Source organism: Streptomyces sp. NPDC033966 (assembly GCF_055575955.1).
On the sequence record NZ_JBVIRQ010000008.1, the window covers coordinates 256,428 to 280,014 of the forward strand.

Annotated in this window: 27 protein-coding genes and 7 tRNA genes; 16 read left to right on the forward strand and 18 right to left on the reverse strand. The window is 74.0% G+C overall.

Annotated elements, in window-relative coordinates:
• The first annotated feature begins 15 nt into the window (after positions 1 to 15).
• Complete coding sequence (locus ACZ518_RS23915; RefSeq protein ID WP_469115035.1) at positions 16 to 483, forward strand: GNAT family N-acetyltransferase; 468 nt, start codon at positions 16 to 18, stop codon at positions 481 to 483.
• A gap of 80 nt (positions 484 to 563) precedes the next feature.
• Positions 564 to 1,274 (forward strand): hypothetical protein, encoded by a 711-nt coding sequence (locus ACZ518_RS23920; protein ID WP_469115036.1) that lies wholly within the window; start codon positions 564 to 566, stop codon positions 1,272 to 1,274.
• Positions 1,275 to 1,307: 33 nt separating this feature from the next.
• On the opposite strand, the gene ACZ518_RS23925 is transcribed toward ACZ518_RS23920, so the two are convergent.
• A complete protein-coding gene (locus tag ACZ518_RS23925; RefSeq protein ID WP_469115037.1) occupies positions 1,308 to 2,513 on the reverse strand; it encodes a hypothetical protein in 1,206 nt (401 codons plus the stop codon).
• Positions 2,513 to 3,091, reverse strand: coding sequence for a DUF4365 domain-containing protein (locus ACZ518_RS23930; RefSeq protein ID WP_469115038.1), 579 nt, complete (start codon positions 3,089 to 3,091; stop codon positions 2,513 to 2,515). Before ACZ518_RS23930 ends, ACZ518_RS23925 begins: the two co-directional genes overlap by 1 nt.
• A 231-nt stretch (positions 3,092 to 3,322) precedes the next feature.
• Here ACZ518_RS23930 and ACZ518_RS23935 point away from each other — a divergent pair, with 231 nt between their 5' ends.
• On the forward strand, positions 3,323 to 4,048 hold the full coding sequence (locus tag ACZ518_RS23935; protein WP_362474165.1) for a 3'-5' exonuclease: 726 nt from the start codon (positions 3,323 to 3,325) through the stop codon (positions 4,046 to 4,048).
• 114 nt (positions 4,049 to 4,162) lie between these two features.
• Here the strand turns inward: ACZ518_RS23935 and ACZ518_RS23940 are convergent.
• A tRNA-Val gene (locus ACZ518_RS23940) sits at positions 4,163 to 4,234 on the reverse strand.
• 38 nt (positions 4,235 to 4,272) lie between these two features.
• A complete protein-coding gene (locus ACZ518_RS23945; protein WP_469115039.1) occupies positions 4,273 to 4,746 on the reverse strand; it encodes an SRPBCC family protein in 474 nt (157 codons plus the stop codon).
• Between the two features lie 119 nt (positions 4,747 to 4,865).
• Between ACZ518_RS23945 and ACZ518_RS23950 the strand changes: the two genes are divergently transcribed.
• On the forward strand, positions 4,866 to 7,268 hold the full coding sequence (locus ACZ518_RS23950) for an SCO7613 C-terminal domain-containing membrane protein (protein WP_469115040.1): 2,403 nt from the start codon (positions 4,866 to 4,868) through the stop codon (positions 7,266 to 7,268).
• Positions 7,269 to 7,336: 68 nt separating this feature from the next.
• Here the strand turns inward: ACZ518_RS23950 and ACZ518_RS23955 are convergent.
• Both ACZ518_RS23955 and ACZ518_RS23960 read right to left on the reverse strand, forming a co-directional pair.
• A tRNA-Val gene (locus tag ACZ518_RS23955) sits at positions 7,337 to 7,408 on the reverse strand.
• Positions 7,409 to 7,481: 73 nt separating this feature from the next.
• On the reverse strand, positions 7,482 to 7,919 hold the full coding sequence (locus ACZ518_RS23960) for a TIGR02611 family protein (protein WP_469115041.1): 438 nt from the start codon (positions 7,917 to 7,919) through the stop codon (positions 7,482 to 7,484).
• Between the two features lie 177 nt (positions 7,920 to 8,096).
• Between ACZ518_RS23960 and ACZ518_RS23965 the strand changes: the two genes are divergently transcribed.
• Entirely contained in the window at positions 8,097 to 8,510 is a 414-nt protein-coding gene (locus ACZ518_RS23965) for an SsgA family sporulation/cell division regulator (protein WP_030011909.1), read from the forward strand.
• A gap of 212 nt (positions 8,511 to 8,722) precedes the next feature.
• Entirely contained in the window at positions 8,723 to 9,349 is a 627-nt protein-coding gene (locus tag ACZ518_RS23970; protein WP_469115042.1) for a CGNR zinc finger domain-containing protein, read from the forward strand.
• Here the strand turns inward: ACZ518_RS23970 and ACZ518_RS23975 are convergent.
• Complete coding sequence (locus ACZ518_RS23975) at positions 9,290 to 9,517, reverse strand: hypothetical protein (protein ID WP_469115043.1); 228 nt, start codon at positions 9,515 to 9,517, stop codon at positions 9,290 to 9,292. The two genes, ACZ518_RS23970 and ACZ518_RS23975, sit on opposite strands and share 60 nt — an antisense overlap.
• A 253-nt stretch (positions 9,518 to 9,770) precedes the next feature.
• Between ACZ518_RS23975 and ACZ518_RS23980 the strand changes: the two genes are divergently transcribed.
• Positions 9,771 to 10,451 carry a dioxygenase family protein gene (locus ACZ518_RS23980; RefSeq protein ID WP_469115044.1) on the forward strand — a complete coding sequence of 227 codons (681 nt, stop codon included), beginning with the start codon at positions 9,771 to 9,773 and terminating at the stop codon, positions 10,449 to 10,451.
• A gap of 4 nt (positions 10,452 to 10,455) precedes the next feature.
• On the opposite strand, the gene ACZ518_RS23985 is transcribed toward ACZ518_RS23980, so the two are convergent.
• Positions 10,456 to 10,896 (reverse strand): hypothetical protein, encoded by a 441-nt coding sequence (locus tag ACZ518_RS23985; RefSeq protein WP_469115045.1) that lies wholly within the window; start codon positions 10,894 to 10,896, stop codon positions 10,456 to 10,458.
• Between the two features lie 152 nt (positions 10,897 to 11,048).
• Between ACZ518_RS23985 and ACZ518_RS23990 the strand changes: the two genes are divergently transcribed.
• On the forward strand, positions 11,049 to 11,552 hold the full coding sequence (locus ACZ518_RS23990; RefSeq protein ID WP_469115046.1) for a DsbA family protein: 504 nt from the start codon (positions 11,049 to 11,051) through the stop codon (positions 11,550 to 11,552).
• On the opposite strand, the gene ACZ518_RS23995 is transcribed toward ACZ518_RS23990, so the two are convergent.
• From ACZ518_RS23995 to ACZ518_RS24010, 4 genes are all read right to left on the reverse strand, one after another.
• Complete coding sequence (locus ACZ518_RS23995) at positions 11,549 to 12,208, reverse strand: hypothetical protein (RefSeq protein WP_469115047.1); 660 nt, start codon at positions 12,206 to 12,208, stop codon at positions 11,549 to 11,551. The two genes, ACZ518_RS23990 and ACZ518_RS23995, sit on opposite strands and share 4 nt — an antisense overlap.
• An 11-nt stretch (positions 12,209 to 12,219) precedes the next feature.
• A complete protein-coding gene (locus ACZ518_RS24000; RefSeq protein WP_469115048.1) occupies positions 12,220 to 13,044 on the reverse strand; it encodes a GNAT family N-acetyltransferase in 825 nt (274 codons plus the stop codon).
• A 62-nt stretch (positions 13,045 to 13,106) separates the two neighbouring features.
• Positions 13,107 to 13,928 carry an aminotransferase class IV gene (locus ACZ518_RS24005; protein ID WP_469115049.1) on the reverse strand — a complete coding sequence of 274 codons (822 nt, stop codon included), beginning with the start codon at positions 13,926 to 13,928 and terminating at the stop codon, positions 13,107 to 13,109.
• Positions 13,925 to 15,010 (reverse strand): chorismate-binding protein, encoded by a 1,086-nt coding sequence (locus ACZ518_RS24010; protein ID WP_469115050.1) that lies wholly within the window; start codon positions 15,008 to 15,010, stop codon positions 13,925 to 13,927. The genes ACZ518_RS24005 and ACZ518_RS24010 overlap by 4 nt, the downstream gene beginning before the upstream one ends.
• Before the next feature lie 180 nt (positions 15,011 to 15,190).
• Here ACZ518_RS24010 and ACZ518_RS24015 point away from each other — a divergent pair.
• The 5 genes from ACZ518_RS24015 (at position 15,191) to ACZ518_RS24035 (ending at position 15,676) form a co-directional block, all read left to right on the forward strand.
• Positions 15,191 to 15,263 (forward strand) — tRNA-Gly (locus ACZ518_RS24015).
• 40 nt (positions 15,264 to 15,303) lie between these two features.
• Positions 15,304 to 15,377 (forward strand) — tRNA-Cys (locus ACZ518_RS24020).
• A gap of 1 nt (position 15,378) precedes the next feature.
• A tRNA-Val gene (locus ACZ518_RS24025) sits at positions 15,379 to 15,450 on the forward strand.
• A gap of 34 nt (positions 15,451 to 15,484) precedes the next feature.
• Positions 15,485 to 15,556, forward strand: a tRNA-Val gene (locus ACZ518_RS24030).
• Between the two features lie 48 nt (positions 15,557 to 15,604).
• A tRNA-Val gene (locus tag ACZ518_RS24035) sits at positions 15,605 to 15,676 on the forward strand.
• 212 nt (positions 15,677 to 15,888) lie between these two features.
• Here ACZ518_RS24035 and ACZ518_RS24040 read toward each other — a convergent pair.
• Positions 15,889 to 16,074 carry a hypothetical protein gene (locus tag ACZ518_RS24040; protein ID WP_125597167.1) on the reverse strand — a complete coding sequence of 62 codons (186 nt, stop codon included), beginning with the start codon at positions 16,072 to 16,074 and terminating at the stop codon, positions 15,889 to 15,891.
• A 551-nt stretch (positions 16,075 to 16,625) separates the two neighbouring features.
• On the opposite strand from ACZ518_RS24040, the gene ACZ518_RS24045 reads away from it, so the two are divergent.
• Positions 16,626 to 17,801 (forward strand): serine/threonine-protein kinase, encoded by a 1,176-nt coding sequence (locus ACZ518_RS24045; RefSeq protein WP_469115140.1) that lies wholly within the window; start codon positions 16,626 to 16,628, stop codon positions 17,799 to 17,801.
• Positions 17,802 to 17,915: 114 nt separating this feature from the next.
• On the opposite strand, the gene ACZ518_RS24050 is transcribed toward ACZ518_RS24045, so the two are convergent.
• The 3 genes from ACZ518_RS24050 to ACZ518_RS24060 all read right to left on the reverse strand — a co-directional run bounded on the left by ACZ518_RS24050 (position 17,916) and on the right by ACZ518_RS24060 (position 20,954).
• Positions 17,916 to 18,731, reverse strand: coding sequence for a TrmH family RNA methyltransferase (locus ACZ518_RS24050; RefSeq protein ID WP_007263096.1), 816 nt, complete (start codon positions 18,729 to 18,731; stop codon positions 17,916 to 17,918).
• 42 nt (positions 18,732 to 18,773) lie between these two features.
• The gene (gene cobA / locus ACZ518_RS24055) at positions 18,774 to 19,997 is read right to left on the reverse strand and encodes a uroporphyrinogen-III C-methyltransferase (RefSeq protein WP_469115051.1); all 1,224 of its coding nucleotides are present in this window, start codon (positions 19,995 to 19,997) and stop codon (positions 18,774 to 18,776) included.
• 699 nt (positions 19,998 to 20,696) lie between these two features.
• Complete coding sequence (locus tag ACZ518_RS24060) at positions 20,697 to 20,954, reverse strand: hypothetical protein (protein WP_469115052.1); 258 nt, start codon at positions 20,952 to 20,954, stop codon at positions 20,697 to 20,699.
• A 516-nt stretch (positions 20,955 to 21,470) separates the two neighbouring features.
• On the opposite strand from ACZ518_RS24060, the gene ACZ518_RS24065 reads away from it, so the two are divergent.
• Complete coding sequence (locus ACZ518_RS24065; protein WP_469115053.1) at positions 21,471 to 22,145, forward strand: hypothetical protein; 675 nt, start codon at positions 21,471 to 21,473, stop codon at positions 22,143 to 22,145.
• A 40-nt stretch (positions 22,146 to 22,185) separates the two neighbouring features.
• The gene (locus ACZ518_RS24070; RefSeq protein ID WP_469115054.1) at positions 22,186 to 22,518 is read left to right on the forward strand and encodes a hypothetical protein; all 333 of its coding nucleotides are present in this window, start codon (positions 22,186 to 22,188) and stop codon (positions 22,516 to 22,518) included.
• Here the strand turns inward: ACZ518_RS24070 and cutA are convergent.
• Both cutA and ACZ518_RS24080 read right to left on the reverse strand, forming a co-directional pair.
• Positions 22,515 to 22,832 (reverse strand): divalent-cation tolerance protein CutA, encoded by a 318-nt coding sequence (gene cutA, locus ACZ518_RS24075; protein ID WP_469115055.1) that lies wholly within the window; start codon positions 22,830 to 22,832, stop codon positions 22,515 to 22,517. The two genes, ACZ518_RS24070 and cutA, sit on opposite strands and share 4 nt — an antisense overlap.
• Positions 22,833 to 22,852: 20 nt before the next feature.
• The gene (locus tag ACZ518_RS24080; RefSeq protein WP_469115056.1) at positions 22,853 to 23,518 is read right to left on the reverse strand and encodes an HAD family hydrolase; all 666 of its coding nucleotides are present in this window, start codon (positions 23,516 to 23,518) and stop codon (positions 22,853 to 22,855) included.
• Between the last annotated feature and the right edge of the window lie 69 nt (positions 23,519 to 23,587).

Sequence of the window (23,587 nt, forward strand, 5' to 3'; positions counted from 1 at the left end):
GAAGGACCGGCCCCCATGCCGCAGCCCCGCCCGCTGGACCTCGCCGACGAGGCGACGGCCACCGCCGTGCACCGGATCGGCCTGGCCGCGTACGCGGTCGAGGCGGAGCTGATCGGCTTCGACGGCATCCCCGCGCTCGGCGAGAGCCTGGAGACGATGCGGGCGCGGCCGCTGCGCTGGCTGGGCGCGGTGACGGGGGCGGGCACGGTCGCGGGGTTCCTGGCCTGGGAGGAGACGCGGGACGGCGTGTCCGTCGACCGGCTGTGCGTGGACCCGGCCTGGTTCCGCCGGGGCATCGCCTCGCTGCTGGTGCGCCACGCCCTGGCGGAGCTCTTCCCGGGCCGCCCGGTCGAGGTCACCACGGGCGCGGACAACGGCCCCGCGGTCGCCCTGTACGAGCGCCTCGGCTTCACCCGCGGCGCGGACTTCACCCCCGTCCCGGGTCTGCGGATGGCCTCCTTCACCCTGCGCGGCACCGTGTAGGGCCGTGGGGGAACCGGCCGGCGGCCGGGTACGTCACAGGGGCGCCCGAATCACAGGGGACCCAGGGGGAACGAGGAACCATGCGCCGTACCGCAGTCACGCTCACCTGCATCGCCGCCGCGCTGCTCACCGGCTGCGGGACCGCCGCCGGTTCCGGCCCGGCGGCCGAGCCGCCCGCGCCGCCCGCGCCGGCGTCCGCACCGCCGTCCGCACCGCCGTCCGCCGGCGGGGCGCCGGCCTGCCCCGGAGCCGACCGCTCCGAGCCCGGTGCCCCGCCCACCACCATCGACGGGACTCCCGCGAACACCCCCGAGGCCGTGAGCCTGTCGCAGGCCGTCGGCGCCCAGGGGTACGGGGCCTTCGCGGACGTCTACGGCACCCACACCACCGACCGGCCCGCGGGCCGGGTCGCGGTGTGCGTGACCGACCTCGCCCGGGGCCGCCTGCTCCTGGAAGCCGCCCGGAAGGCCGACCCCTCCGTCGACCCGGGCCGCGCCGACCTCTACCTGAGCCGCTACACGCACCGCGAGCTCAGGGCCGCCGTGGACCGGCTCACCGCCGACCAGGGCCGGTCGGCCTTCCCGCTGTACAGCTTCTCGGCGGCCCGGGACGCGTCCGGGGTCGTGGTGACGAGCACCGAGGCGGGCGCCGCGTCGAAGGAGCTGAAGGCCCGGCTGGAGAAGATCACCGGCGGCGTCCCGGTGACGGTGGAGCGGGGCGACCCGGCGGAGTCCCTCGTGGGCAGCAGGCCCCCCAAGAGCCCGGACACCGCGTCACCGGTCGCGCCCTAGCGGACGCCCCCGGGGGTGTCGGCGAAGTCCCTCCTAGTCGTCGGAGGGGAGCACGTCCTCCGGGTCGAAGGCCGCGTCCAGGGACTTCATCAGCCGGTCCCGCTCCATCTCGTCGAGCGGGACCGGCGTCACGTCCGAGGCCCGTGCCAGCCTGCGGAAGCCGCCCCGGCGGGAGAGCCGGCCGCTGACCCGGACCGGCATTCCGGCCAGGTGGGCGTGGACGGCGATCCGGTAGCCCTCCTCGTCGAGGGCGGCCCGTACGTACGGGACCTCCGCGCCCGACAGCACCCGCAGCCGGACCGTCCCCCCGCCGCCCGACGCCGAGCGCCGCATCCGGACCACGGCACCCGTGAGCCGGACGGCGACGGCCGGCTCGGCCCGGGTGTAGCGGGCTGCGGCCTCGCGCAGCACGGGCAGGTCGCCCGGCGAGAACTCCACCGGCTCGGGCCGTGCCGCGCACCCGGCCGGGGCCCCGGCCGCCGGTGCCCAGGCCAGCGCGATCCGGGCCCCTTCCGAGCCCCGGACCAGGGAGACCAGCGCCTCGGCGAGCTCCCGGCTGACCCCCGCCGCCACGGCGGCGTCGAAGGCCTCCATGCCGCCGGTCGCCCTCTGGTAGTCCACCGCCTCCCGCGCCGCGTGCAGCGCGTGGTGCAGCCGCGTCACCACCCCGCGCCCCCCGGCCACGGGTACGTACGCGGCGAGCCTGCGCCCGCCCGGGGCGGGCCCCACCAGCACCCCGTCCAGGAAGCGCTCGGCCTGTGCGCGGTGGCGCGCGCCGTAGTACCCGGCGCGGGCGCGGTCGGCGAGGGCCCCGGCCAGCAGCAGCCGGCGGGCGGCCGAGCGCAGCCGCTCCTGCGCGGGCCAGGCGGCCTCGCCCTGGAAGCCGTACGGCCCCTGCGGGACCTCCCGCTCCCAGCGGACCTCGTCGCTGGGCACGCTCAGCCCGAGGAGCACCTCCCGCGCGGAGGGCACCCCGCTGCGGGACAGCGCGGTGAGCGCCTCCTCCAGCAGGTCGGCGCAGTCGGGGAAGCCGCGGCTCTCGGGGACGAGCAGGCTGGTCCCGGCGCGGTCCGGCGGGGTCCAGCGCCCGTAGCGGCCCGCCGCTCCGCCGCGGCGCAGCCAGCCGTGCCGGTGCAGCAGCGCCCCGAGGACCTGCGGGTCGACCTGCCCGGGATCGGGGGCGTCCGGGGCGAGTCCGGGGCGGGGCAGCGGTTCGAGGTGCGCTGGGTACCGGTCCATCAGGGTGTCCCTCCCGACCCGACCCGGGTCATGATCTCGCACAGCGCCCGGTCGTCGAAGATCCGCTCGGTGGGGATCCGTACGGTGGTGCGGCGCCGGCCGGTCACGGGGTGACCGGCGAGGTTGGTCCAGTAGCAGCAGTGCCGCAGGTCGAGCCGGTCGTGCCCGGCGCTCAGCCACTGTTCCCGCTGCCGCGGTACGAGCATCACCACGAGGATCTTGTGGACGGCGACCGGTGTCCGTGCCAGCTTCACCAGGTGCTCGTTGTCCAGGGTGAAGCCGAAGCTGGCCCCGGCGGGGCGGGGCGGTACCTGGTAGGTCGCCTTCAGCTGCACCTTGATGGTCACCTCGTCGTCGACGACGTGCTCGGGCGCGCCGTGGCTGACGTGCCAGTCGATGCCGTTGTCGGGGAAGGGCTGGGAGAGCGAGCAGCCGGCCGCGGCCGCTACGGCGTGCAGGTAGCCCACCTGGAGGGTCTCCATGCAGGCGGTGGTGGCGAGTGTGCCGCGCAGCGGTCCGCTCGGCGGATCGCCCTGTCCGTGCAGCACCCCGCCCGGTTCGGGCTGTGTGAGCGCCATGGCCGGCTCCCCATGCCTTCCGGGCCCTGCCGTGAACGGTGAACGGGAATGGGGGGGGTGACGACCGGTCAAGCGTGCGACCCCCCGAGGGAGTTGTCTCCGTACCCGGCCGCCCGCAAACGGCGTACGGGGCAAACAGCCCGGGTATCACGGATTCGGCGGGGGTCGGCGCGTCATGGGGCAGAGGTGCCCGGTGCGGCCCATCCGCCGACCGGGGACGAGGAGTTCGCCATGACACGCTGGTACGAGGGGCCGCTGGCCGCATTCGACACGGAGACCACCGGGGTGGACGTCGAGCAGGACCGGATCGTGTCCGCCGCGCTCGTCGTGCAGGAGTGTGCGGGCGGCCGGGTCCGCTCCACGCGGTGGCTGGTAAATCCCGGGGTTCCGGTGCCGCCGGGCGCCACGGAAGTGCACGGCCTGACCGACGAGCACCTCCAGCGCAACGGCCGGTGGCCGGCGCCGGTGGTGGAGGAGATAGCCCGTGCGCTGGGCGAGCAGCAGGTGGCGGGGCGGCCGGTGGTGGTGATGAACGCGCCGTTCGACCTGACGCTGCTGGACCGGGAGTTGCGCCGGCACCGGGCGTCGACGCTGGCGCGGTACCTGGACAACAGGCCGCTGACGGTGCTGGATCCGCGGGTCCTGGACAAGCACCTGGACCGCTACCGCAAGGGCCGCCGCACGCTGACGGACCTGTGCGCGCACTACGGGATAGAGCTGGAGGGGGCGCACGACGCCTCGGTGGACGCGCAGGCGGCGCTGGAGGTCGTACGGGCGGTCGGGCGCAGGTTCGCGGCGCGGCTGGAGCGGCTGACCCCGGCGGAGCTGCACACGCTCCAGGCGGTGTGGCACGCGGCACAGGCGCGGGGCCTGCAGGCGTGGTTCGCCCGGCAGGGCACTCCGGAGGCGGTGGACCCGCACTGGCCGCTGCGCCCGGAGCTGCCGCAGGCCGCCTGACCGGCGACCGACCGGCCGACCGGCTCGGGGCGGGCCCGGGAGTCCGGGGAGTCCGGGGAAGTGTCAGGAAATGCGGAAGGCCGGTCCGTCATCAGACGGACCGGCCTGTCCCGGTGGGCGATACTGGGATCGAACCAGTGACCCCTTCGGTGTGAACGAAGTGCTCTCCCGCTGAGCTAATCGCCCGGGAACGCACTGAACAATACAAGAGCCTCGGGGCCGGATCAAACCGCTTCCGGCGGAGCGGTCAGCAGGGCGCGCAGGCCGCGCCGCCCGGCCCGCATCATCAGCGCGTGGTTGAGCCGGAACACCGGCCGCCCGGCGAGCGCGAACCTCCGCAGCAGGGCGGCCCGTACCTCGACCTCCTGCTCGTAGACCGCCCGCGTACGGCCGGCGCCGGCCCCTCCCCGGGGGCGTACGGTCCAGCGCGCCCAGCCCTCGATGTCGCCGCTCAGGGCCGCTTCGAGGACGCCGCGCGCGGGGTCGTGGAGCAGGTCGGTGAGGGTGACGCGGATCCCGTACGGGAGGGCCGAGCGGATCAGCGCGGTCCCGGTGCGGTCGTCGATCCGCTCGACCCGGCGGACCTGGGGCCACCAGTCCGGGTAGCGGGCCGGGTCGGCGAGCAGGGAGTAGACGAGCGCGGGCGGGGCGTCGAGGTCCCACACGCTGCGGAAGCGGTAGTGCGTCCAGCGCGGCATGGTTCCAGTCTGGCCCGCCGGGGCGCGGCGGGGCGGGCGTTCTCCCGAGTAGGTACTCAACGTTCATCTGAGTACGCACGCCCATGCCCTGATGGCGTGACGGGCGCCACACTCCGGCTATGGACTCCCCCCTGCCGCCGGCCCACGAGCTGGCGCTCATCGACGGCGAACTCGCCCAACTGGAGGCCCGGCGCGGTTGCTTGCTGGCCCGACGGGACTGGCTGCTGCGCCTCCTTGCGGCGCAGCCGGTGCCGTCGGGGCAGGCGGTGCCGGGGCAGCCGGTGCCGTCGGGGCAGTTCGGGCCGGCCGCGCGGTTCGGGCCGCCCGTGCCCGTCGCCCGCGCGTCGACGCCGAGCGCCCAGAACGTGCTGCTGACGCTGGGCGCGGTGCTGCTGGCGGTGGCCGCGCTGGCGTTCACCCTGGTCAGCTGGGGCTCCCTGGGGATCGGGGGCCGCTCGGCGGTGCTGGCGCTGCTGACGGCGGGGGCGCTCGCGGCGCCCGCCGCGCTGCTGCGGCGCGGGCTGCGGTCGACGGCCGAGGCGGTCGCGGGGGTGGGGCTGCTGCTGACGGTGCTGGACGCGTACGCGGTGCGCGCGGTCGGGCTGTCCGGTGCCGACGGGGTCGCGTACGCGGCGTCGGCGTCGGCGGTACTGGCCGGAGTCTGGGCCGGGTACGGGGCGGCCCTGGGCCGGCTGCGGCTGCCGCTGCTCGCCGCGGTGGGGGCCGCGCAGCTGCCGTTGCCGCTGGCGGCGGCCGCGGCGGGGGCGGGCCCGCTGGGGGTGGGCGCGGCGCTGCTGGCGACGGCGGCGCTGGACGCGGCGGTGGCGTCGGCGGTGGCCCGCCGGGCGGTACGGGTGCCGGCGTGGGTGTGCTCGGGGGTGCTGGGCGGGACGGCGCTGACGGTGGGGCTGGTGCGGTCCCTCGCGGAGCCGGGTGCGGCCTGGCCGGCGCTGCTGCTGGCGGCGGGGGGCCTGCTGGGCGTGGCGGTGGCCTGGCGCGAGCCGCGGGCTTCGGCGGCCGCCCTGGCCGGGGGCCTGGCGGCGGTGTCGGCGGCCGGGGCGCTGGTCCCGGCCGGGGCGGGCTCCGCGGGGTGGGCGGTCGCGGTGCGGGTGGCGGCGGCGCTCGCGCTGTCGGCGGCGGTGGTGCGGGCGGGCTCGGGCGCGGTCCCGGGGCCGGTGCGGCGCGGGTTGCTGCGGGCCGGGGCGGCGGTGGCGGCCCTCGGGGCGCTCGCCGGGCTGACGGCGGTGGTGGTGGCGCTCACGGCCCGGGCCGTGGTGCTGCGCGAGGTGTGGGCCGCGACGGCCCCGCAGCAGGGCGGGCCGGGTGCGGGGCTCGCGGTGGCGCTGCTGCTCGCGGCGCCCGCGCTGTGGCTGCCGGGCGGGGTGCTGCCGCGGCCGGTGGCGGGGGCGGCGGCCGTGGTGTGCGGCTGGGCGGCGCTGTTCGCGGTGCCGATGCGGCCGGGCCTGCCGGCCTGGGCGGTGTTCGCCGCGCAGCTCGGGGTGGTGGCGGCGGCCGGGGTGGCGGCAGCCGGGGTGGGGGCGTCGCGGGCTTCGGCGCGGGCGGTGGCGTTCGCAGCCGGGGGGTGCGCGGCCGTGGGGGCCTTCAGCGTGTCCCTGGCGGCCCTGGACGGCCGGGCGGCCACCTTCGCGGTGTTCGGGCTGCTGGGCGCCTGCTGCGCCCTGGGAGCCGCCCACAGGGCCGCCGCGGTGCCCGTGCGGGCGGGCTGCGCGGTGGGCGCCGTCGGCTACGCGGCCGGGCTGGTGGTGGCGCTGGGCGCGGTGGCGGAGCTGCCCTGGTCCTGGCGGGCGGTGGCGGTGCTGGTCGTCCCGGCGCTGGTGGTGGCGTCGGCGCCCCGGCTGGGCCCGGTGCGGGTCGCGGCGGAGGCGGCGGCGGCCGGGGCGGGGGCGCTGGCGGTGGCCGGGGCTTCGGCTGCGGGTGACGCGCCGGTGCTGGCGCTGGTGCTCGGGCTGGCCGGGGCGGTGTGCGCGGGAGCGGCGCTGCGGGCGGAGCGGCACGCCCTGGGCTGGGCGGCGGGGGCGCTGTTCGTGGCGGCCGCCTGGGTGCGGCTGGCGGCGTGGGGGGTGGCGGTGCCCGAGGCGTACACGCTGCCGGTGTCGGTGCCCGCGCTCGCGGTGGGGCTGCTGCGCCGCCGCCGGGATCCGGGGGCCTCGTCCTGGTCCGCGTACGGGCCGGGGCTGGCGGCGACGCTGCTGCCGAGCCTGGTGGCCGCCTGGGGCGACGCGCACTGGCAGCGGCCGCTGCTGCTGGGGGCGGTGGCGCTGGCCCTCACCCTGGCGGGGGCGCACCGCCGGCTCCGGGCGCCGCTGCTGCTGGGCGGTGCGGTGCTGGCGGCGGTGGCCCTGCACGAGCTGGCCCCGTACGTGGTGCAGGTGGTGGGCGTGCTGCCGCGCTGGCTGCCGCCGGCCCTGGCGGGCCTGCTGCTGCTGGTGGTGGGTGCGACGTACGAGAAGCGGCTGCGTGACGCCCGCCGGCTGCGGGAGGCGATCGGGCGGCTGCGCTGACGGCGGCGGGGACGGGGGTACGACAGAGGCCCGGAGACTCTTCCGAGTCTCCGGGCCTCTGCTCCGGGTGGGCGATACTGGGTTCGAACCAGTGACCCCTTCGGTGTGAACGAAGTGCTCTCCCACTGAGCTAATCGCCCGGACGCACCGCAAACATTACCGCATGTCAGCGGTGCTCCGTGACCACCCTCGGGCGGGCGCCGGACCGGCCGGTCACTGGTCCTTGATGTTCCACGGCAGGGTGAGGCCGTACTTCCACAGGTAGAACCCGATCAGCGCGCCCGCGATGGCGAGGCCGACGCTGGTGAGGATGATGTTGCGGCGCCGCACCTTCGGGTCGAGGGCCTTCTGCGCGGCCTCGGTGACCTTGCGCTTCGTCCAGCGCAGGACGAGGGAGGCCCAGGCGAACTCGGTGGCCCAGATCGCCAGGCCCGCGAAGATCGCGACCCAGCCGGGGCCGGGCAGGACGAGCATCGCGACGCCCGCGCCGATGACGGCGAGGCCGACGACGAAGACGCCGACCTGCCAGCTCAGGTGCAGGCTGCGGTTGGCCTTGATGAAGGCGGGTGCCTTCGACTCGTGCGGCGGCTCTTCGGAGGCCGGCTCGCTGTTGGCGGATTCGTTGGTTCCGCGGTCACTCCCCGTATTCATGGCGCCGAATCTACCGGAGCCGGAAGCACACGTGAATGCCGGTTTGGATCCGCCGTCCGAGGGACCCAGAGGTCCGCAAAACGGTCAGAGGGGTTTACAACGGCACCGTAGGTGGCATGTCGATTTCGCCGACGTGCGAATCCCCGAGCGCACACTGAGCGAAAGGCCCTGGCGCTTATGAACACCACGGTCAGCTGCGAGCTGCACCTGCGCCTCGTTGTGTCGAGCGAGTCCTCACTGCCTGTTCCCGCGGGCCTGCGGTATGACACGGCCGACCCCTACGCCGTGCACGCCACCTTCCACACCGGCGCCGAGGAAACGGTCGAATGGGTGTTCGCCCGCGACCTCCTCGCGGAGGGCCTCCACCGGCCCACCGGTACCGGCGACGTCCGCGTCTGGCCGTCCCGCAGCCACGGTCAGGGCGTCGTCTGCATCGCCCTGAGCTCACCGGAGGGAGAAGCGCTGCTCGAAGCACCCGCCCGAGCCCTCGAGTCGTTCCTCAAGCGGACGGACGCCGCGGTCCCACCCGGGACCGAGCACCGGCACTTCGACCTCGACAAGGAGCTCTCCCACATCCTGGCCGAAAGCTGAGCCAGGCCCCCAGCCCGCCACCGTCCGACTCGGGGCGACGGTGCGGGACGGACAACCACATACGGCAGTGCCGGCGCTGTCCTCGCGGGAGCCACCCGCGGGGGCGGCGCCGGTGTGCTCGGGTACCTTTCCGGCGGTAAGCGCTATTGTCGGCCCCCAGCGGGCGGCAGCGGCCCGCCGCCGCAAGGCCCGGCCCCCAGGGAGCGACCCCCGTGCAGATCCCCCACGACACCCGTCGCGCGCTCGACGTCGTCGTCGCGCTGGTGAACACCGCGGCCGAACCGGAACAGCCCGACGGGCTGTCCGACATCGGGGCGCTGCGCGGCTTCGTCGAGGAGTACGCGATCAGCGACGTGGGCGAGCTGGGCGCCCGCGACCTCGCCGGGGTGCGGGCGGTCCGGGGCAAGTTCGCCCAGGTCTTCGCAGCACCGAACTCCCGTCCGGCCGCCGCACTGATCAACGAGCTCGTGGCCACGGCCGGCACCACCCCGCAGCTCACCGACCACGACGGTTACGACTGGCACGTGCACTACTTCGCGCCGGGCGCCTCGGTGGGCGACCACCTGGCGGCGGACGGCGGGATGGCGCTGGCCTTCATCGTGGTCTCCGGCGAGCAGGAGCGGCTGCGCCGCTGCGAGGCCCCGGACTGCCGGCGGGCCTTCGTGGACCTGTCCCGGAACCGCTCGCGCCGCTACTGCGACAGCCGGACCTGCGGGAACCGGCTGCACGTGGCCGCGTACCGGGCCCGCCGCAAGGAGGCGGACGGCCGGCCCGAGGGCTCAGAGCAGATAGAGGTCGTGCAGGGCGGCGAGCAGCAGCAGGGTCCCGACCACCGCTAGGAAGATCATCAGCGGCGGCTGGGAGAGCGCGAAGAGACACCCGCGCCCTTCGGCCGCGGCGGAGGGCGCCGCGGCCGGGGAGGGCTCGGGAGCCAGAGCGGTGGCGGCCCGGGCGATGGGGGCCTCGGAGGCGGGAGCCGGCGGCTCACCCTGCGATGTGTCGAGCATGTCGGGGCGATGATCGCGCAGCGCGCCCCCGCCCCGCCCTCAACACGCCATGATCGGCGCGGCAGTTCGCCGTCTCTCGTCAGATCAGGTGGTTCCCCGCGGCTTCTCCCCCCGCACGGGCCCGGCATCCGCTACGAGGACCCGGTCGGCCGTGTGTCGGTCGCGGGCCCGGCCGCCGGTGTGCGGGACGGTGGGCGCGGTGGGCGGGCCGTCCGCACGCGACGGCCCCGGGCGCACGCGCGAGAGGCTCCGCATGACCGACAAGGGCACTTCCCCGACCAGCCGGCGGGCCCTCCTGCTGACCGCCGGATCCGCCGGGATCGCCGCGCTGACGGCGTCCTGCGCCCGCCCGGCCACACCCGGCCGGGCCGCACCGGCGCCGTCGGGCGGCGCCACACCGGGCTGCGTACTGGCGGTGACGTCGGGCGCGGGCCCGAACTACGTCGGCCGGGGCCGGACCCGCTCGGACGTCACCGAGGGCCGCGAGGGCGTACCGCTGCGGCTGGAGCTGACGGTGGTGCGCGTGAAGGACGGCTGCCGGCCGCTCGCGGGCGCCGCCGTGGAGATCTGGCAGGCCGACGCGTCGGGCGTGTACTCGGAGGGCAAGGAGAAGTGGCTGCGCGGCGTCCAGGTCACCGACGCCTCCGGCCGCTGCGTCTTCGGGACGATCGTGCCGGGCTGGTACGCGGGGCTGGCGCCGCACATCCACTTCAAGGTCCGGCCCGACGCGCGCTCCGAGACGACCTCGCAGTTCTTCCTGCCCGACGCGTTCCTCAAGGAGGTCTACGGGCGGCAGCCGTACGCGCGCCGCAAGGCCCCCCGCGACCCGAACGGCAACGACGACCGCTACCGGGCCGCCAACGGGAGGATGACCCTGACCCCCGCCCCGGACGGCACCGGCTACCGCGCGGCGTTCACCGTGGGCCTCGCGTAGGGGGTCAGATCCCGTGCTTCTTGAGGATCGCCTCGATGTCGGAGAAGTCGTCCGCCGGGGCCGCAGCGGGGGCCGGCTCGGCGCCCTGGCGGCCTCCCGTGCCCAGGGAGGGGACCGAGGCGCCCGGGGCGACGGCCTCCCGGCCAGGGGCGCCCTTGGCCGCCTTCGGGGCCTTGGGGGCCCTTCCCAGGCCCCGGCGCTCCACGGCCCGGGTGGTCATGAACAGCACCCAGGCCAGCCCCAGCAGGCCGAAGCCGATCCAGACGGTCGGCTTGAAGACCATCCCGGACACCCACTGCACCACGCCGGTCAGCACCAGGCCCACCGGCACCAGCGAGTACGCCGCGATCCGCGTCGCGGCGAGGAAGCGCTTGCGGTACGCGGTCACTGCGGCGATGCCCAGGCCCGCCGCGGACACCGCGGAACAGATGGTCTCGGCGAGCATGCGGTCCTCCGGCGGTCGGCGGTGGTCGGTCTGTCCCTTCCATCCTGCACCGGCCCCCGCCGCGGCGGCCACGTCCGCGGGCCCGTCCACGCGGATCTCCGGGACATCTCGGGGTCGGATCTCCTCCTCAGGGGGTCTGGGAGACTGTCCGCATGACCGATTCCGTGATCCTCGAAGTCTGGTGCGAACTCCAGTGCCCGGACTGCCACAGCGCCCTGGACGACGTGCGGGCCCTGCGGGCCCGCTACGGCGACCGGCTGGACGTCCGGCTCCGGCACTTCCCGCTGGAGAAGCACAAGCACGCCTTCGCCGCCGCGCAGGCCGCCGAGGAGGCCGCGGAACAGGGCCAGGGCTGGCCGTACGCGGAGGCCGTGCTCGCCCGCACCGCCGAACTGGGCGAGCGCGGCGAGGCCGTACTGCTGGACGTGGCGCGCGAACTCGGCCTGGACGCCGAGGAGTTCGACACCGCACTGATCGACGGCCGGCACATCCTGATCGTCGACGCCGACCAGGCCGAGGGCAAGGCCATCGGCGTGACCGGCACCCCGACGTACGTGATCGGCGGCGAGCGCCTGGACGGCGGCAAGAGCCAGGAGGGCCTGCGCGCCCGCATCGAGGAGATCGCGGACCGGCTGCTCGCGGGCGAGACGGCCTAGGACCCGTCCCGCGCCACGGCGGGCGCGCCCGCTTCCGCCGTGGCGGGCTCCCGGCGGCCCGCGAGCCAGGCGGCGATCCGTCGCCTGAACTCGGGGTTGCTCCCGGGGAAGCTCCAGCCCGCGGTCCACTCCAGGTGCCGCAGGACCTCCGCCGAGCGGTACGGGTGGGACACCGCGACCACGTCGACGCCCCTCTCGCCCGTCGAGCAGATGATGTACACGCTGCTGTCGAGCGCCATCATGCCGAAGCCCGGGTGGCCCGCGTGGACGCCGAGGAAGGCGGAACCCGCGCCCCGGCCCATCACGTCCCAGCGCTCCAGCAGCCGCACCCGCGTCCAGAGCGACGGCGGCGCCGCGCCCTCGTGCATGTGGTGCAGCGCGGCGCGGTGCGTCCGGGTGCCCTGCGGGAGCATGACGAGGAACTCGCGCCGGTGGTCGAAGAGGCCCGTGGAGACGGCGAGCTCGTACCACTCCTCGTTGAGCCGCTCCACGAGCCGCGGGGTGTCGTACGGGAGGGAGAAGTACCCGGCGACGTCCTCGGCCCCGTACGAGCCGACGAACGGCATCACACCGTCCGGCACGGCGTCCGGGATCACTTCCAGACCGGCCCGCCGCAGCGGCCGGTACACCTTGCGCTCACGCTCCCTGACACCCATGGGCCACCAGGCTAGATGAGCTCCTTGCCGTAGTTGAGGCCGGTCGGCCGGTACCCGAGGGACTCGTACAGGCGCAGGGCCGGGGTGTTGGCGGTGAACACGTGCAGCGCCAGCACCCGGTGGCCGGCGGCGATGGCCGTGCGCTCCGCGAGCAGCATCAGGTCGCGGCCGTATCCGCGCCCGCGGTGCTCCTCGGCGACGGCGACGTCGTAGACGTACGAGCCCTCCCCGGCCGCCGCCACCCATACGTGGCCGACGGGGGTGCCCGCCGCCTCCAGGACGGCGAAGGTGACCCCGGGGGTGGCGAGTCCCCGCGGGAGCTGCGCGTCGTGGTCGGCCCGCGATTTGGCCCGGGCCGCCTCCTCCGGCATCCCCCGGGCGGCCCAGCTCGCCGCGTAGCCGGCGCGGGCCCGTACGTTCCAGGCCTCGTACTCGGCCTCGGTCATGGGCCGGCCCTGGACCCCCTCGGAGAGCGCCGGCGGGGCGGCCGGGAGCTCCTTGGCCATGTTGCGGCCGGACTCGGTGTAGCCGAGGGCGGCCGCGAGCCGGAGCCCGCCCGGGGAGGCGGCCGGGACCGAGATCCTCACCCGGCGGCAGCCCCAGCCGCGCAGCACCTCCTCGGCGGCGAGCGCCGCGACGGTGGCGCGGCCGCGGCGGCGGTCCGGCTCGTCGATGGCCAGGTCCCGGATCTCCCCCACCGTCGGCCCGAAGGGCGTGTCGGCGGCGATCAGCAGCGCCCCGACGCGCCTGCTGTTGACGCGGACCTCGTACGGGCGCGAGCGCGCGCCGGAGTCGCTCTGCTGAAGCGGCCCGCTCGGCCGCAGGGTGGTGGTCATCGTCGTGTTCTACCCGCCCCGCGCCGCCGTGACCACGGGGCGTGGGGCGCTCGGCGGGATGCTCAGGGGTCGATGTCGGACGCGGCGCGCTCGTCGAAGACGCGCATGGCCTTGGCCGTGACGGGGCCGGGGGTGCCGGTCAGGACGCGCCCGTCGACGCGGTGGACGGCCTGTACGTCGCGCAGGGTGGAGGTCAGGAAGACCTCCTCGGCGCGCTCCAGGACGTCGAAGGGCAGGTCGGTCTCCTTCGCGCCGGTCCATTCGACGGCCAGTGCGCGGGTGATGCCCGCGAGGCAGCCCGAGGCGACGGGCGGGGTGTGGAGCTCGCCGTCGAGGACGACGAAGACGTTGGAGCCGGTGCCCTCGCAGAGCTGTCCGACGGTGTTGGCGAAGAGGGCCTCGGAGGCTCCCGCCCGGTTGGCCCGGTCGAGGGCGACCACGTTCTCGGCGTAGGAGGTGGTCTTGAGGCCGGTCAGCGGGGAGCGCTCGTTGCGGACCCACGGAACGGTGATCACGGCGGTGGTGTCGGGGCGGCGGGTGGTCTCGCCGAGGGCGACGACGAGGGTGGGTCCGGAATCGCCTCGGTCGGAGCCGAGCGGGGACGGTCCGCCCGTGTAGGTGATCCGGAGCCGGCCGAGCGGGACGGGGTTGGCCTCCAGCACGGCGGCGCAGGCGCGGCGGACCTCGTCGAGGTCGGGGTCCGGCAGGCCCAGGCCGCGCGCCGAGCGGGTCAGCCGCTCCAGGTGGCGGGTGAGCGCGAAGAGGGTGCCGTCCTGGGCCTTGAGCGTCTCGAAGACCCCGTCGCCCACGGTCAGCCCGTGGTCCAGTACAGACACCCTCGCGTCATCGGCGTCGCGCAGCGTGCCGTCGAGCCAGATCCTCACCGTACGGTTCCTCCACTCAGGTCGTGCGTCGTCTCGTGTGCGCCGGGCAGGGGCCCGCCGGAGGCCAGTGCGACCAGCCGGGCGGCCTTCAGCTCGGTCTCGGCCCATTCCCGTTCGGGGTCGGAGCCCCAGGTGATCCCGGCGCCGGTGCCGAAGCTGAGGCGGGGGCCGCCGGGTGCCTCGCGGTCGATCCAGAAGGTGCGGATGCCCACGGCGAGCGCGGCGGTGCCGCGGTCGGCGTCGACCCAGCCGATGCCCCCACAGTAGGGGCCGCGGGGGGCGGTCTCCAGCTCTTCGATGATCCGCAGGGCGGAGGACTTGGGGGCGCCGGTGACCGAGCCGGGCGGGAAGGTGGCGGCGAGCAGCTCGGGCCAGCCGGCGTCCTCGGCAAGTTCGCCGCTGACGGTGGAGACGAGGTGGACGAGGCCGGGGTGCTCCTCCAGGGCGCACAGCTCGGGGACGGCGACGGAGCCGGTGGAGCAGACGCGGCCGAGGTCGTTGCGCACGAGGTCCACGATCATCACGTTCTCGGCGTGGTCCTTGGGCAGCAGGTCGGCGGCGGTGCGGCCGGTGCCCTTGATGGGGCCGGACTCGATGTGGCGGCCGTCGCGGCTCAGGAAGAGCTCGGGGGAGGCGGTGGCGATCTCGACGCCGTGAGCCCTGAGCCGAATCGTTCCTGCATAGGGCGCGGGATTGCCGCGCGCGAGGAGCGAGGTCAGGGCGTCCACGTCGGTGGCGGCGGGGTCCGGCAGGGGCGCGGACATCACGCGGCAGAGATTGGCCTGGTAGACCTCCCCCGCCGCGATGTACTCGCGGATCCGCCGGACGCCCGCGACGTACGCGGAGCGGTCGAGCGAGGAGGACCACCGGTCGGCGGCCGGTCCGCGCCAGGCCCCGGGCACGGGCGCGGGTACGGGGTCGGGGCGTATGTCTCCGAAGCGCGCGCAGACCAGCCGGCCTTCGAAGTCTGCGGTCACCGCCCAGAACCCGGTGGAGTCGAGGGCCGAGGGGTCGCTGGTGACATCTCGGAGGTCGGTCGCGAGAAGGCCGCCGAAGCGGGCCAGGGGAGGCAGGTCGTGCACGGCTGCGAGTCTATGACCGGTGACGCGATGGCGCCGGTGAGGTGACCGACGGGTGACCTCCGGTGATCGGGTGGCAGCACGCTGCGGAAACGCGTTTTTGAGCTGGCCCGGGAATCCGCTAGAGTTCAACACGTCGCCAGGGAGCGCCGGGAAAAACACCGGAGCGAACACGGTGACACTGCGGACGTAGCTCAGTTGGTAGAGCACCACCTTGCCAAGGTGGATGTCGCGAGTTCGAGTCTCGTCGTCCGCTCTGAGTGGGGGATCTTCCCGAGAACCCCTGCACACTCCGAGGTGGAGTGGCCGAGAGGCGAGGCAACGGCCTGCAAAGCCGTCTACACGGGTTCAAATCCCGTCTCCACCTCCAAGGACGATTAGCTCAGCGGGAGAGCGCTTCCCTGACACGGAAGAGGTCACTGGTTCAATCCCAGTATCGTCCACTGGTCCGCAAGGACCTGATCCGCAAGGATCCCCGCGCGATTAGCTCAGCGGGAGAGCGCTTCCCTGACACGGAAGAGGTCACTGGTTCAATCCCAGTATCGCGCACGCAACACCCGCAACACCTTGTTCACCTGCGGTTCCTTACCGCAGCCCGCGCGATTAGCTCAGCGGGAGAGCGCTTCCCTGACACGGAAGAGGTCACTGGTTCAATCCCAGTATCGCGCACCGCACCGGAAGCCCCGGCCGTCATCACGGCCGGGGCTTCCGCGTTGTCCGGCACCGGGACAGGAACGGGCACGCGAAAAAGGGTGCTGCCCGTCCGACTCCCCAGTCGTACGGGCAGCACCCTTCACCTGCCGTCCGTCGCTCCCCCGTCCCCACGGGGTGCGACAGGCCGATGCCCGGCCCGGACCGCTCTTCCGGGCCCGGGGCGCCGCTCAGCGCCCCAGCATCACGCCCACGGACGACGCCTGCGCCGCCACCTGCTCGAAGCCTCCGAAAAGGAAGAGCAGGAGGGCGGCCAGGGGAAGGACCATGGCCGCGGCCACCAGCGGGTGGCGCGTACCGGACTCATGGCCGTTGAACGCGAATGCCTTGCGTCCCTGCCGTGCGATGTCCGCCATGATCCTCTCCCTGTCGTTTGGCAGCGGCGGGCTTGTGACCTCGGGGGACGAGTGCGCCACCCGCCGCTTGTCTTCAACACTAGGCGGCCCGAAGGCTCCTGACCTCATGCCCTCGTACCCCTTGCCGGGCCTCCAGGAGGATGACGAGGCCGGCCCCGGCGTACTCCCCTGGGTGGAGATCCCTCCCCGGTGATGGGGGTCTTCCCGGAGGGGGCTATCGGAGCGTAGTGACTTCGCTCACTTCCGTCACTCCCCGCACACGTATGTCCCCTTGCGGGGCGTTGACGACCCCGCCCGCCGGGACGGGCCGATCCCCCTCGGAGCCGGCCCGTCCGGGGAGCGGTGCGGGCGCCAATACCCTTGACCCGAGGGCGGTTTGGGCCGGGGACCCGGACTCGGGGGCCGGACGGGGGCGGAACCTGTCGCACCCTCAAGTGGCCTGCCCCGCACTGACAATCGAATCTCCCCGGGAGGGCGCGGCCTCTGAGCGCTCGTGCCGGATGGTCCGTAAGCTGTGCCAGGTCAGCAGGACGACCGTCAGCGGGGTGGACATGGCGATGATGCGGCTCCGGCGCGAGGACCCGCGTGTCGTCGGCTCGTTCAGACTGCACCGGCGGCTCGGCGCCGGCGGTATGGGCGTGGTCTACCTCGGGTCGGACCGGCGCGGCCAGCGCGTGGCCCTCAAGGTGATCCGGCCCGACCTGGCCGAGGACCAGGAGTTCCGCTCCCGGTTCGCGCGAGAGGTGTCCGCCGCCCGGCGGATCCGCGGCGGCTGCACGGCACGGCTGGTGGCCGCCGATCTGGACGCGGAGCGCCCCTGGTTCGCCACCCAGTACGTGCCCGGCCCCTCGCTGCACGACAAGGTCGCCGAGGAAGGGCCCCTGACGGCCGCGCAGATCGCCGCGATCGGGGCCGCGCTCTCCGAGGGCCTGGTCGCCGTGCACGAGGCGGGGGTGGTCCACCGGGACCTGAAGCCCTCGAACATCCTGCTCTCCCCCAAGGGCCCCCGGATCATCGACTTCGGCATCGCCTGGGCCACCGGGGCCAGCACCCTCACCCACGTGGGCACCGCCGTCGGCTCCCCCGGCTTCCTCGCGCCCGAGCAGGTGCGCGGCGCCGCCGTCACCCCGGCCACGGACGTGTTCGCGCTCGGCGCCACCCTCGCCTACGCGGCCACCGCCGACTCGCCCTTCGGGCACGGCAGTTCCGAGGTGATGCTGTACCGCGTGGTGCACGAGGAGCCGCACCTGGTCGGGGTCCCGGACGCGCTCGCGCCGCTGGTACGGGCCTGCCTGGCCAAGGACCCCGAGGAACGGCCGACCACGCTCCAGCTGTCGATGCGGCTGAAGGAGATCGCCGCCCGCGAGGCGCAGGGGCTGGGCGACGTGCGTCCGCCGGCGCAGCGGGCCCGCGTGGAGCGGCCCGCGGCGCGGCCCGACGGGCGGGGCCCGGGCCAGGCGGACCGCAGCACGGAGCGGCGTACCGGTGGCGCGACCCCCGTCGCCAGGCCGCAGGGCCCCCACAGCGGGCCCCAGTCGCGGCCCTCGTCGTCCCGCAACCCCGGATCCACCGCCGGGCGTACGGGGGGCCGCCCCGGCCCGCGTACGACCGGCACCGGGCGCCGCCCGTCGCGGCCGGACCCGAAGCTGCTGCGGCAGCGGCTGATCGTGTTCGTCGTGGTCACCTTGATCGTGGCCCTGGGCATCGCCCTCGCGCAGCGGCTCTGAGCCGAGGGGTCTGCGCCGGGACCTGCACGGGATACCTCGAAGGGGGTGCCCCGCCTCGTCGGCGGGGCACCCCCTTCGGTCCTTCGGTACGTTCCGGCGGCTACCGGCTACCGGCTACGCGCGGCCGCTGCCGGCCACCGCGTAGAAGGCGACGGCCGCCGCCGCGCCCACGTTCAGCGAGTCCACTCCGTGCGCCATGGGGATGCGCACCCACTCGTCGGCGGCGACCAGCGCCTGCGTGGACAGCCCGTCGCCCTCCGCGCCCAGCATCAGCGCGACCCGGTCCAGGGTCTGCGGGGCGGCCACGTCGATCGGCGAGGCCTTCTCGTGCGGGGTGAGGGCGAGGAGCTTGAAGCCCGCCTCCCGCACCGTGTCGAGGCTCTTGGGCCACGCCTCCAGGCGGGCGTAGGGGACGGAGAACACCGCGCCCATCGACACCTTCACCGAGCGCCGGTACAGCGGGTCCGCGCAGTCGGGCGACAGCAGCACCGCGTCCATGCCGAGGGCGGCGGCGCTGCGGAAGATGGCCCCGATGTTGGTGTGGTCGTTGACGGCCTCCATGACGGCCACCCGGCGCGCCGAGGCCAGCAGTTCCTGGGCCGTGGGCAGCGGCTTGCGCTGCATCGAGGCGAGCGCGCCGCGGTGCACGTGGTAGCCGGTGACCCGCTCGGCGAGGTCCGGGCTGACCGCGTAGACCGGGGCGGGGAGCTCGTCGATGACGTCGCGCATGACGTCGACCCACTTGGCCGAGAGCAGCATCGAGCGCATCTCGTACCCGGCGTCCTTGGCCCGCCGGATGACCTTCTCGCCCTCGGCGATGAACAGGCCCTCGGCGGGCTCGCGGCGGCGCCGCAGCTCGACGTCGGTCAGGCCCGTGTAGTCGCGCAGGCGCGGGTCGTCGGGGTCTTCGATGGTGATGAGATCAGCCACAGGGTGATACTGCCTTGTCCTGGGTGCGGTGCCAACGGCCTGTCAGGCGCCGGCGAGGGGTGCGTTGACGCGGACGACGTCGCCGATCACGATGACGGCGGGCGGGCGGACCTCCTGCGCCTTGACCGTCTCGCCGACGGTCGCGAGGGTGGCGTCCACCCGGCGCTGGGTGGCGGTGGTGCCCTCCTGGACGACCGCCACGGGGGTGTCGGCGGAGCGGCCGTGACGGACCAGGGCCTCGGCGATCAGACCGATCTTGTCGACGCCCATGAGGATGACGATCGTGCCGGTGAGCTTGGCGAGGGCCGCCCAGTCGACGAGGGAACGCGGGTCGTCCGGTCCGACGTGACCGCTGACCACGGTGAACTCGTGCGCCACCCCGCGGTGGGTGACGGGAATGCCGGCGGCGCTCGGCACCGAGATGGAGCTGGAGATGCCGGGCACGACGGTGCAGGCGATCCCCTCGGCGGCGAGGGCCTGGAGCTCCTCCATGCCGCGCCCGAAGACGTACGGGTCCCCGCCCTTGAGCCGGACCACGGCCTTGCCGGCCTTGGCGTGCTCGATCAGGGCGTTGTTGATGGCCTCCTGGGCCATGAAACGGCCGTACGGGATCTTCGCGGCGTCGATGACCTCGACGTGCGGCGGGAGCTCGTCGAGCAGGTCCCGGGGGCCGAGCCGGTCGGCGATGACCACGTCGGCCTCGGCGAGCAGGCGGCGGCCGCGCACGGTGATCAGGTCCGGGTCGCCGGGCCCGCCGCCGACGAGGGCGACACCGGGGACGCGGGGGCGGGCGGCGGTCAGCGAGCCGTCGCGCAGCCCCTCGACGACCGCGTCGCGCACGGCGGCGGAGCGGCGCGGGTCGTTGCCGCTGAGCACGGCGACGGTCACGCCCTCCACCCGGCCGGTCGCCGGGGTCCAGGCGGTGGCGGCGTCGGCGTCGTCGGCGCGCACGCACCAGACCCGGCGGCTCTCGGCCTCGGCGGAGGCGGCGTCGTTGGCGGCCCGGTCCCGGGTCGCGATCAGCGCGTACCAGGCACCGTCGAGGTCGCCGTCCTGGTAGCGGCGGCGCTCCCAGCGGATCTCGCCGGTCTCCGCCATCGCGTCCACGGAGGGGGTCGCGGAGGGGGAGATCAGCAGCACGTCGGCACCGGCCGCGACGAGCGCGGGCAGCCGGCGCTGGGCGACCTGCCCGCCGCCGATGACGACGACGCGGCGCCCTGCCAGACGGAGTCCTACGGGGTAGGCGGGGTGTGCCGGGTTTGCCATGGCGGTTGCGGCTCCTGATGCGGCGGGGTGTGGACGGCGGTGGCCGCTGCTGCGCTGGAGCGGCTGGTCGGGCACGCGGTGCGGGGCGCCCGTCCGGGACCACGATACGACCCATCGGCGCTGGTGGTACCTGCGGGGGCGAACTTCGGCGAGGGGTCGGGGGACGGTTTTGCGCCGGGTGGCGGGGCGGGGGTTCCGGCGGGGCGGAGGTATCCCGTACACCGGAACTCGCGGTGACGGGATCCCGGTGGACCGGATCGGAGAGGGCACGGGGGTTTCCCGTCAGTCCCATCGTCCTTCCGCGTCGCGCCGGGCTGTCAAGAGCGCTCCTTCGTCGCGTCGCTGCGCGATGTCGCTCCGCTCCACTCCTGACAGCCCGTCCCGCCCCGGAAAAACGAAGACTGCCGGGAAACCCCCGAAGGAACGGTCACGGGGCAGGAGAGGAAGCGCGGCCGTGTCAGGGACGAGGCGACGGGGCCGGACGCCGGCCGACCGGGCATCCGGGCCCTGTGATCCCCGGCCCAGGGCCGGGGCGCGACCACGCGCACGAGAGGCCGACCAGAGCGACCTGCGGAGCCCCCAGCCGCACCAGATCGCTACGCGCTCCTCATATCTCAGCGTCCGACGGCCGTCCGGGGCTGATACCTGCACCAAAAGACGACCAGAGAGGCCCCCCGGCACGACAGGCGCGTCGGATCGCTACGCGCTCCCCCGTTCTCGGCGTCTGACTGCCGTCCTGGGCTGGTCGTCGGCGGGTTGGACGTTGCCGACGGCGGTCGTGAACTCCCGGCCGGACGCGCCACGGATGTACGCGAGTTCCATCCAGCGCTCGTAGGCGACGGAGTCGGAGACGTTCTCGTTGATCACGGCCATCAGCTCCCCCTCGGTGCCGGAGGCGATGTCACGCACCCGACGACGGAGGAGGCGGTGAGGGACGTACTCGTACTGCTCACTCATGGGGCGGCTCCTCGAACGAGTCGAGGAACCGCTCCCAACCACGACGCGCGCGGTCGAGAAGGTCCTGGCTGGGCACGGGCAGGACCTGCGCCCTACAGACGAGAGTGTCGCAATCGAGCGGGCGACTAACGCTGTCGGGCACGGTCCGGCACTGACCATTGCGTTTCTGTGGGGACACTGCACCTCTCCACTGTCTGTGTCTGGCGGCGGTGACCAGTCAACTGCCCTACGCGTTTGGATGGATGGGCCAGGAGGCGTGGCCATTCCGGGGACATGGCCACGTTTTATGGCCGGGGGACGGGAATGACGACCAGGAACGAGAGCAACGGAGTAGAGCCCATTGGGCAACTGCTTCGGCGACTACGGACGGCGAGCGGACGGACCCAGGAGGGGCTGGCGACAGACCTCTCGGCGCGGCGGGGATATCCCCTGGAGCAGGCTGCGGTGTCGAGATGGGAGACCCAAGAGCGTCTTCCGGACCCCGCGTCGCGGGCGCTGCTGGCTGCGGAGTTCGGCGTGCCCGAGGAGGAGCTGTGCCGTGCCGTTGCCTTGGCCCGGCGGCTTCGCCGACTGGAGCAGCAGACCGGTCAGGAGAACGATGTGAATCGCCGAGGATTCATGGCAGGCGCTGGGATCGCCGCCATACAACCGTCGTCGTTGCTGGCGTCCGGGCGGAGGATCGGCGCCGACGTGCCAGAACAGCTCAGCCAGAGGACGGCGCGGCTCAGGCGACTGGACGATTTCGTGGGTGGTGGTGACACCTACCGCATGTACGTACGCGAGCTGGAGGGCACGACCCGACTGGCCGACGAAGGCGTCTACTCCGAAGCCACCGGGCTCGCCCTTCGGGGAATCATCGCCGAACAGGCCCAGCTCGCCGGCTGGGCAGCGTACGACGCCGGTCAATACGGAGAGGCCCGTAGCCGCTACATGACTGCCTTGGCGGCGTCCCGCGCAGCGGAGGACACAGCGCTGGAAGGCAACTCGCTGGCCTTTCTCGCGTACCTGGAATGGACCGTGGGCGGGAGCGCCGGGGTCACATTCGCGACGGGCCGCCTACGAGGCACTCGGCACGGACGCAGCACCAGCAGTGCGGGCTCTACTGGCGGACAGGCTGGCGTGGCAGCACGCGACTTCCGGCAACGACCGGGAAGCGGACTACTTCCTCAAGGCTGCAGCGGAAGCCGTTAACAGGGAGAGCGGCGAGATCGCGCCGGACTGGGCCTACTGGGTGGACCGCGACGAGATCGCGATCATGACGGGGCGGTGCTGGGCAGAGCTGCATCGTCCGCTGCGCGCCATCCCGGCGCTGGAAGACGCCCTCAGCCGGTATGACGACACCCGGGCACGCGACAAGGCGTTGTACCTCTCCTGGCTCGCGTCGGCCTACCTCGACGCGGGCGAGGTCGAGCACGCGGCCGCGATCACGAGCCGGGTATTCGACCTCTCCGAGGGCCTCGCTTCGGTCAGACCGGTGGCGCGGGCACACACGATGGTCAAGCGGCTGGCACCCCACCGCGCCCTCGCCCCGGTCAGCGTTCTGCTGGAGCGTCTGAAGGTCTAGCGTGTGGCGCGGGTGATCCAATCCAGGTACTCGGTACGACCGGCATCGATCCCGATCGCGATGACCTCAGGCGAGTCATACGGATGGCTGCCCACGAGGTGGCTTTCGATGGCCTCCCGCCGGTCTTCGGTCGTGCGGAACGTCACCTGGTACTCGGTCCCCTCGCAGAGCTCGCCGAGATGCCGATACGTGGTCTCAATCGGTCCGGTCACCTGCCCGGAGGCAGCGAGCCCCGCCTCCACCGCCGACCGCGACAATTTTCGCGCGGCGTCGTGGGTGTCCACGGTGGTAATCACGATCAAGAAGTCAGCCATATCGGCAACGTACCTGTTCTTCAGGGCGCAGATCCGTTGAACTCGGCGATGCAGCCGGGGAGTTCGATGAGGCTGTCGACCCTGAAGGTCGGCAGCTCCACTGCCTCGGGCGTCTCCCATTGGATGGTGGCCCACGGCCCCCGCCGAATCAGGGCGCTCTGCATCCCTGCGGCAGCAGCAGGCCGCAGGTCGTTGTCGACCCGGTCGCCGACGTAAAGGATCTCCTCCGGGGCGAACGGCACGACCTTGGCAACGCGCACGAAGAACTCAGGGTCGGGCTTGCTCGCTCCCCAGTCGTCCGAGGTGCCGATCAGATCCACGTCCGAGGCGAAAAGCTCCCTCAGGATCCCACCAGCCCGAACGGTCTGGTTGCCGGCGATGCCCAGCCACAAGCCGTCAGACCGCAGCTGCGCCAGCGCGGGCCGGACATCCACGTACAGATCACCCTCGCCGAACTGCTCGGGCTGCCCCGCAGCCGCACGGGCCTCACGCTGCTCATAGAGGTCGAACCCCGGCCGGAAGGTCTGGAACGTCTCCCGATAATCACGCCCCTGGGCAATAACGGCACCGAACATCGCGGCGAACGTATGACGCGGCACCCCGAGCCAGTCGGCCCAGGTCCCGTACTCCCGCGTCTCGTCCACCAGGCACTCGCCCACGTCGAAAACCACAGCGCGAATCGTCATACGGGCACCCTAGCCCTGAGCCAGATCTAGATCCCTGGAATCCGCCGACCCTCTGCGAGCCCTAGCATC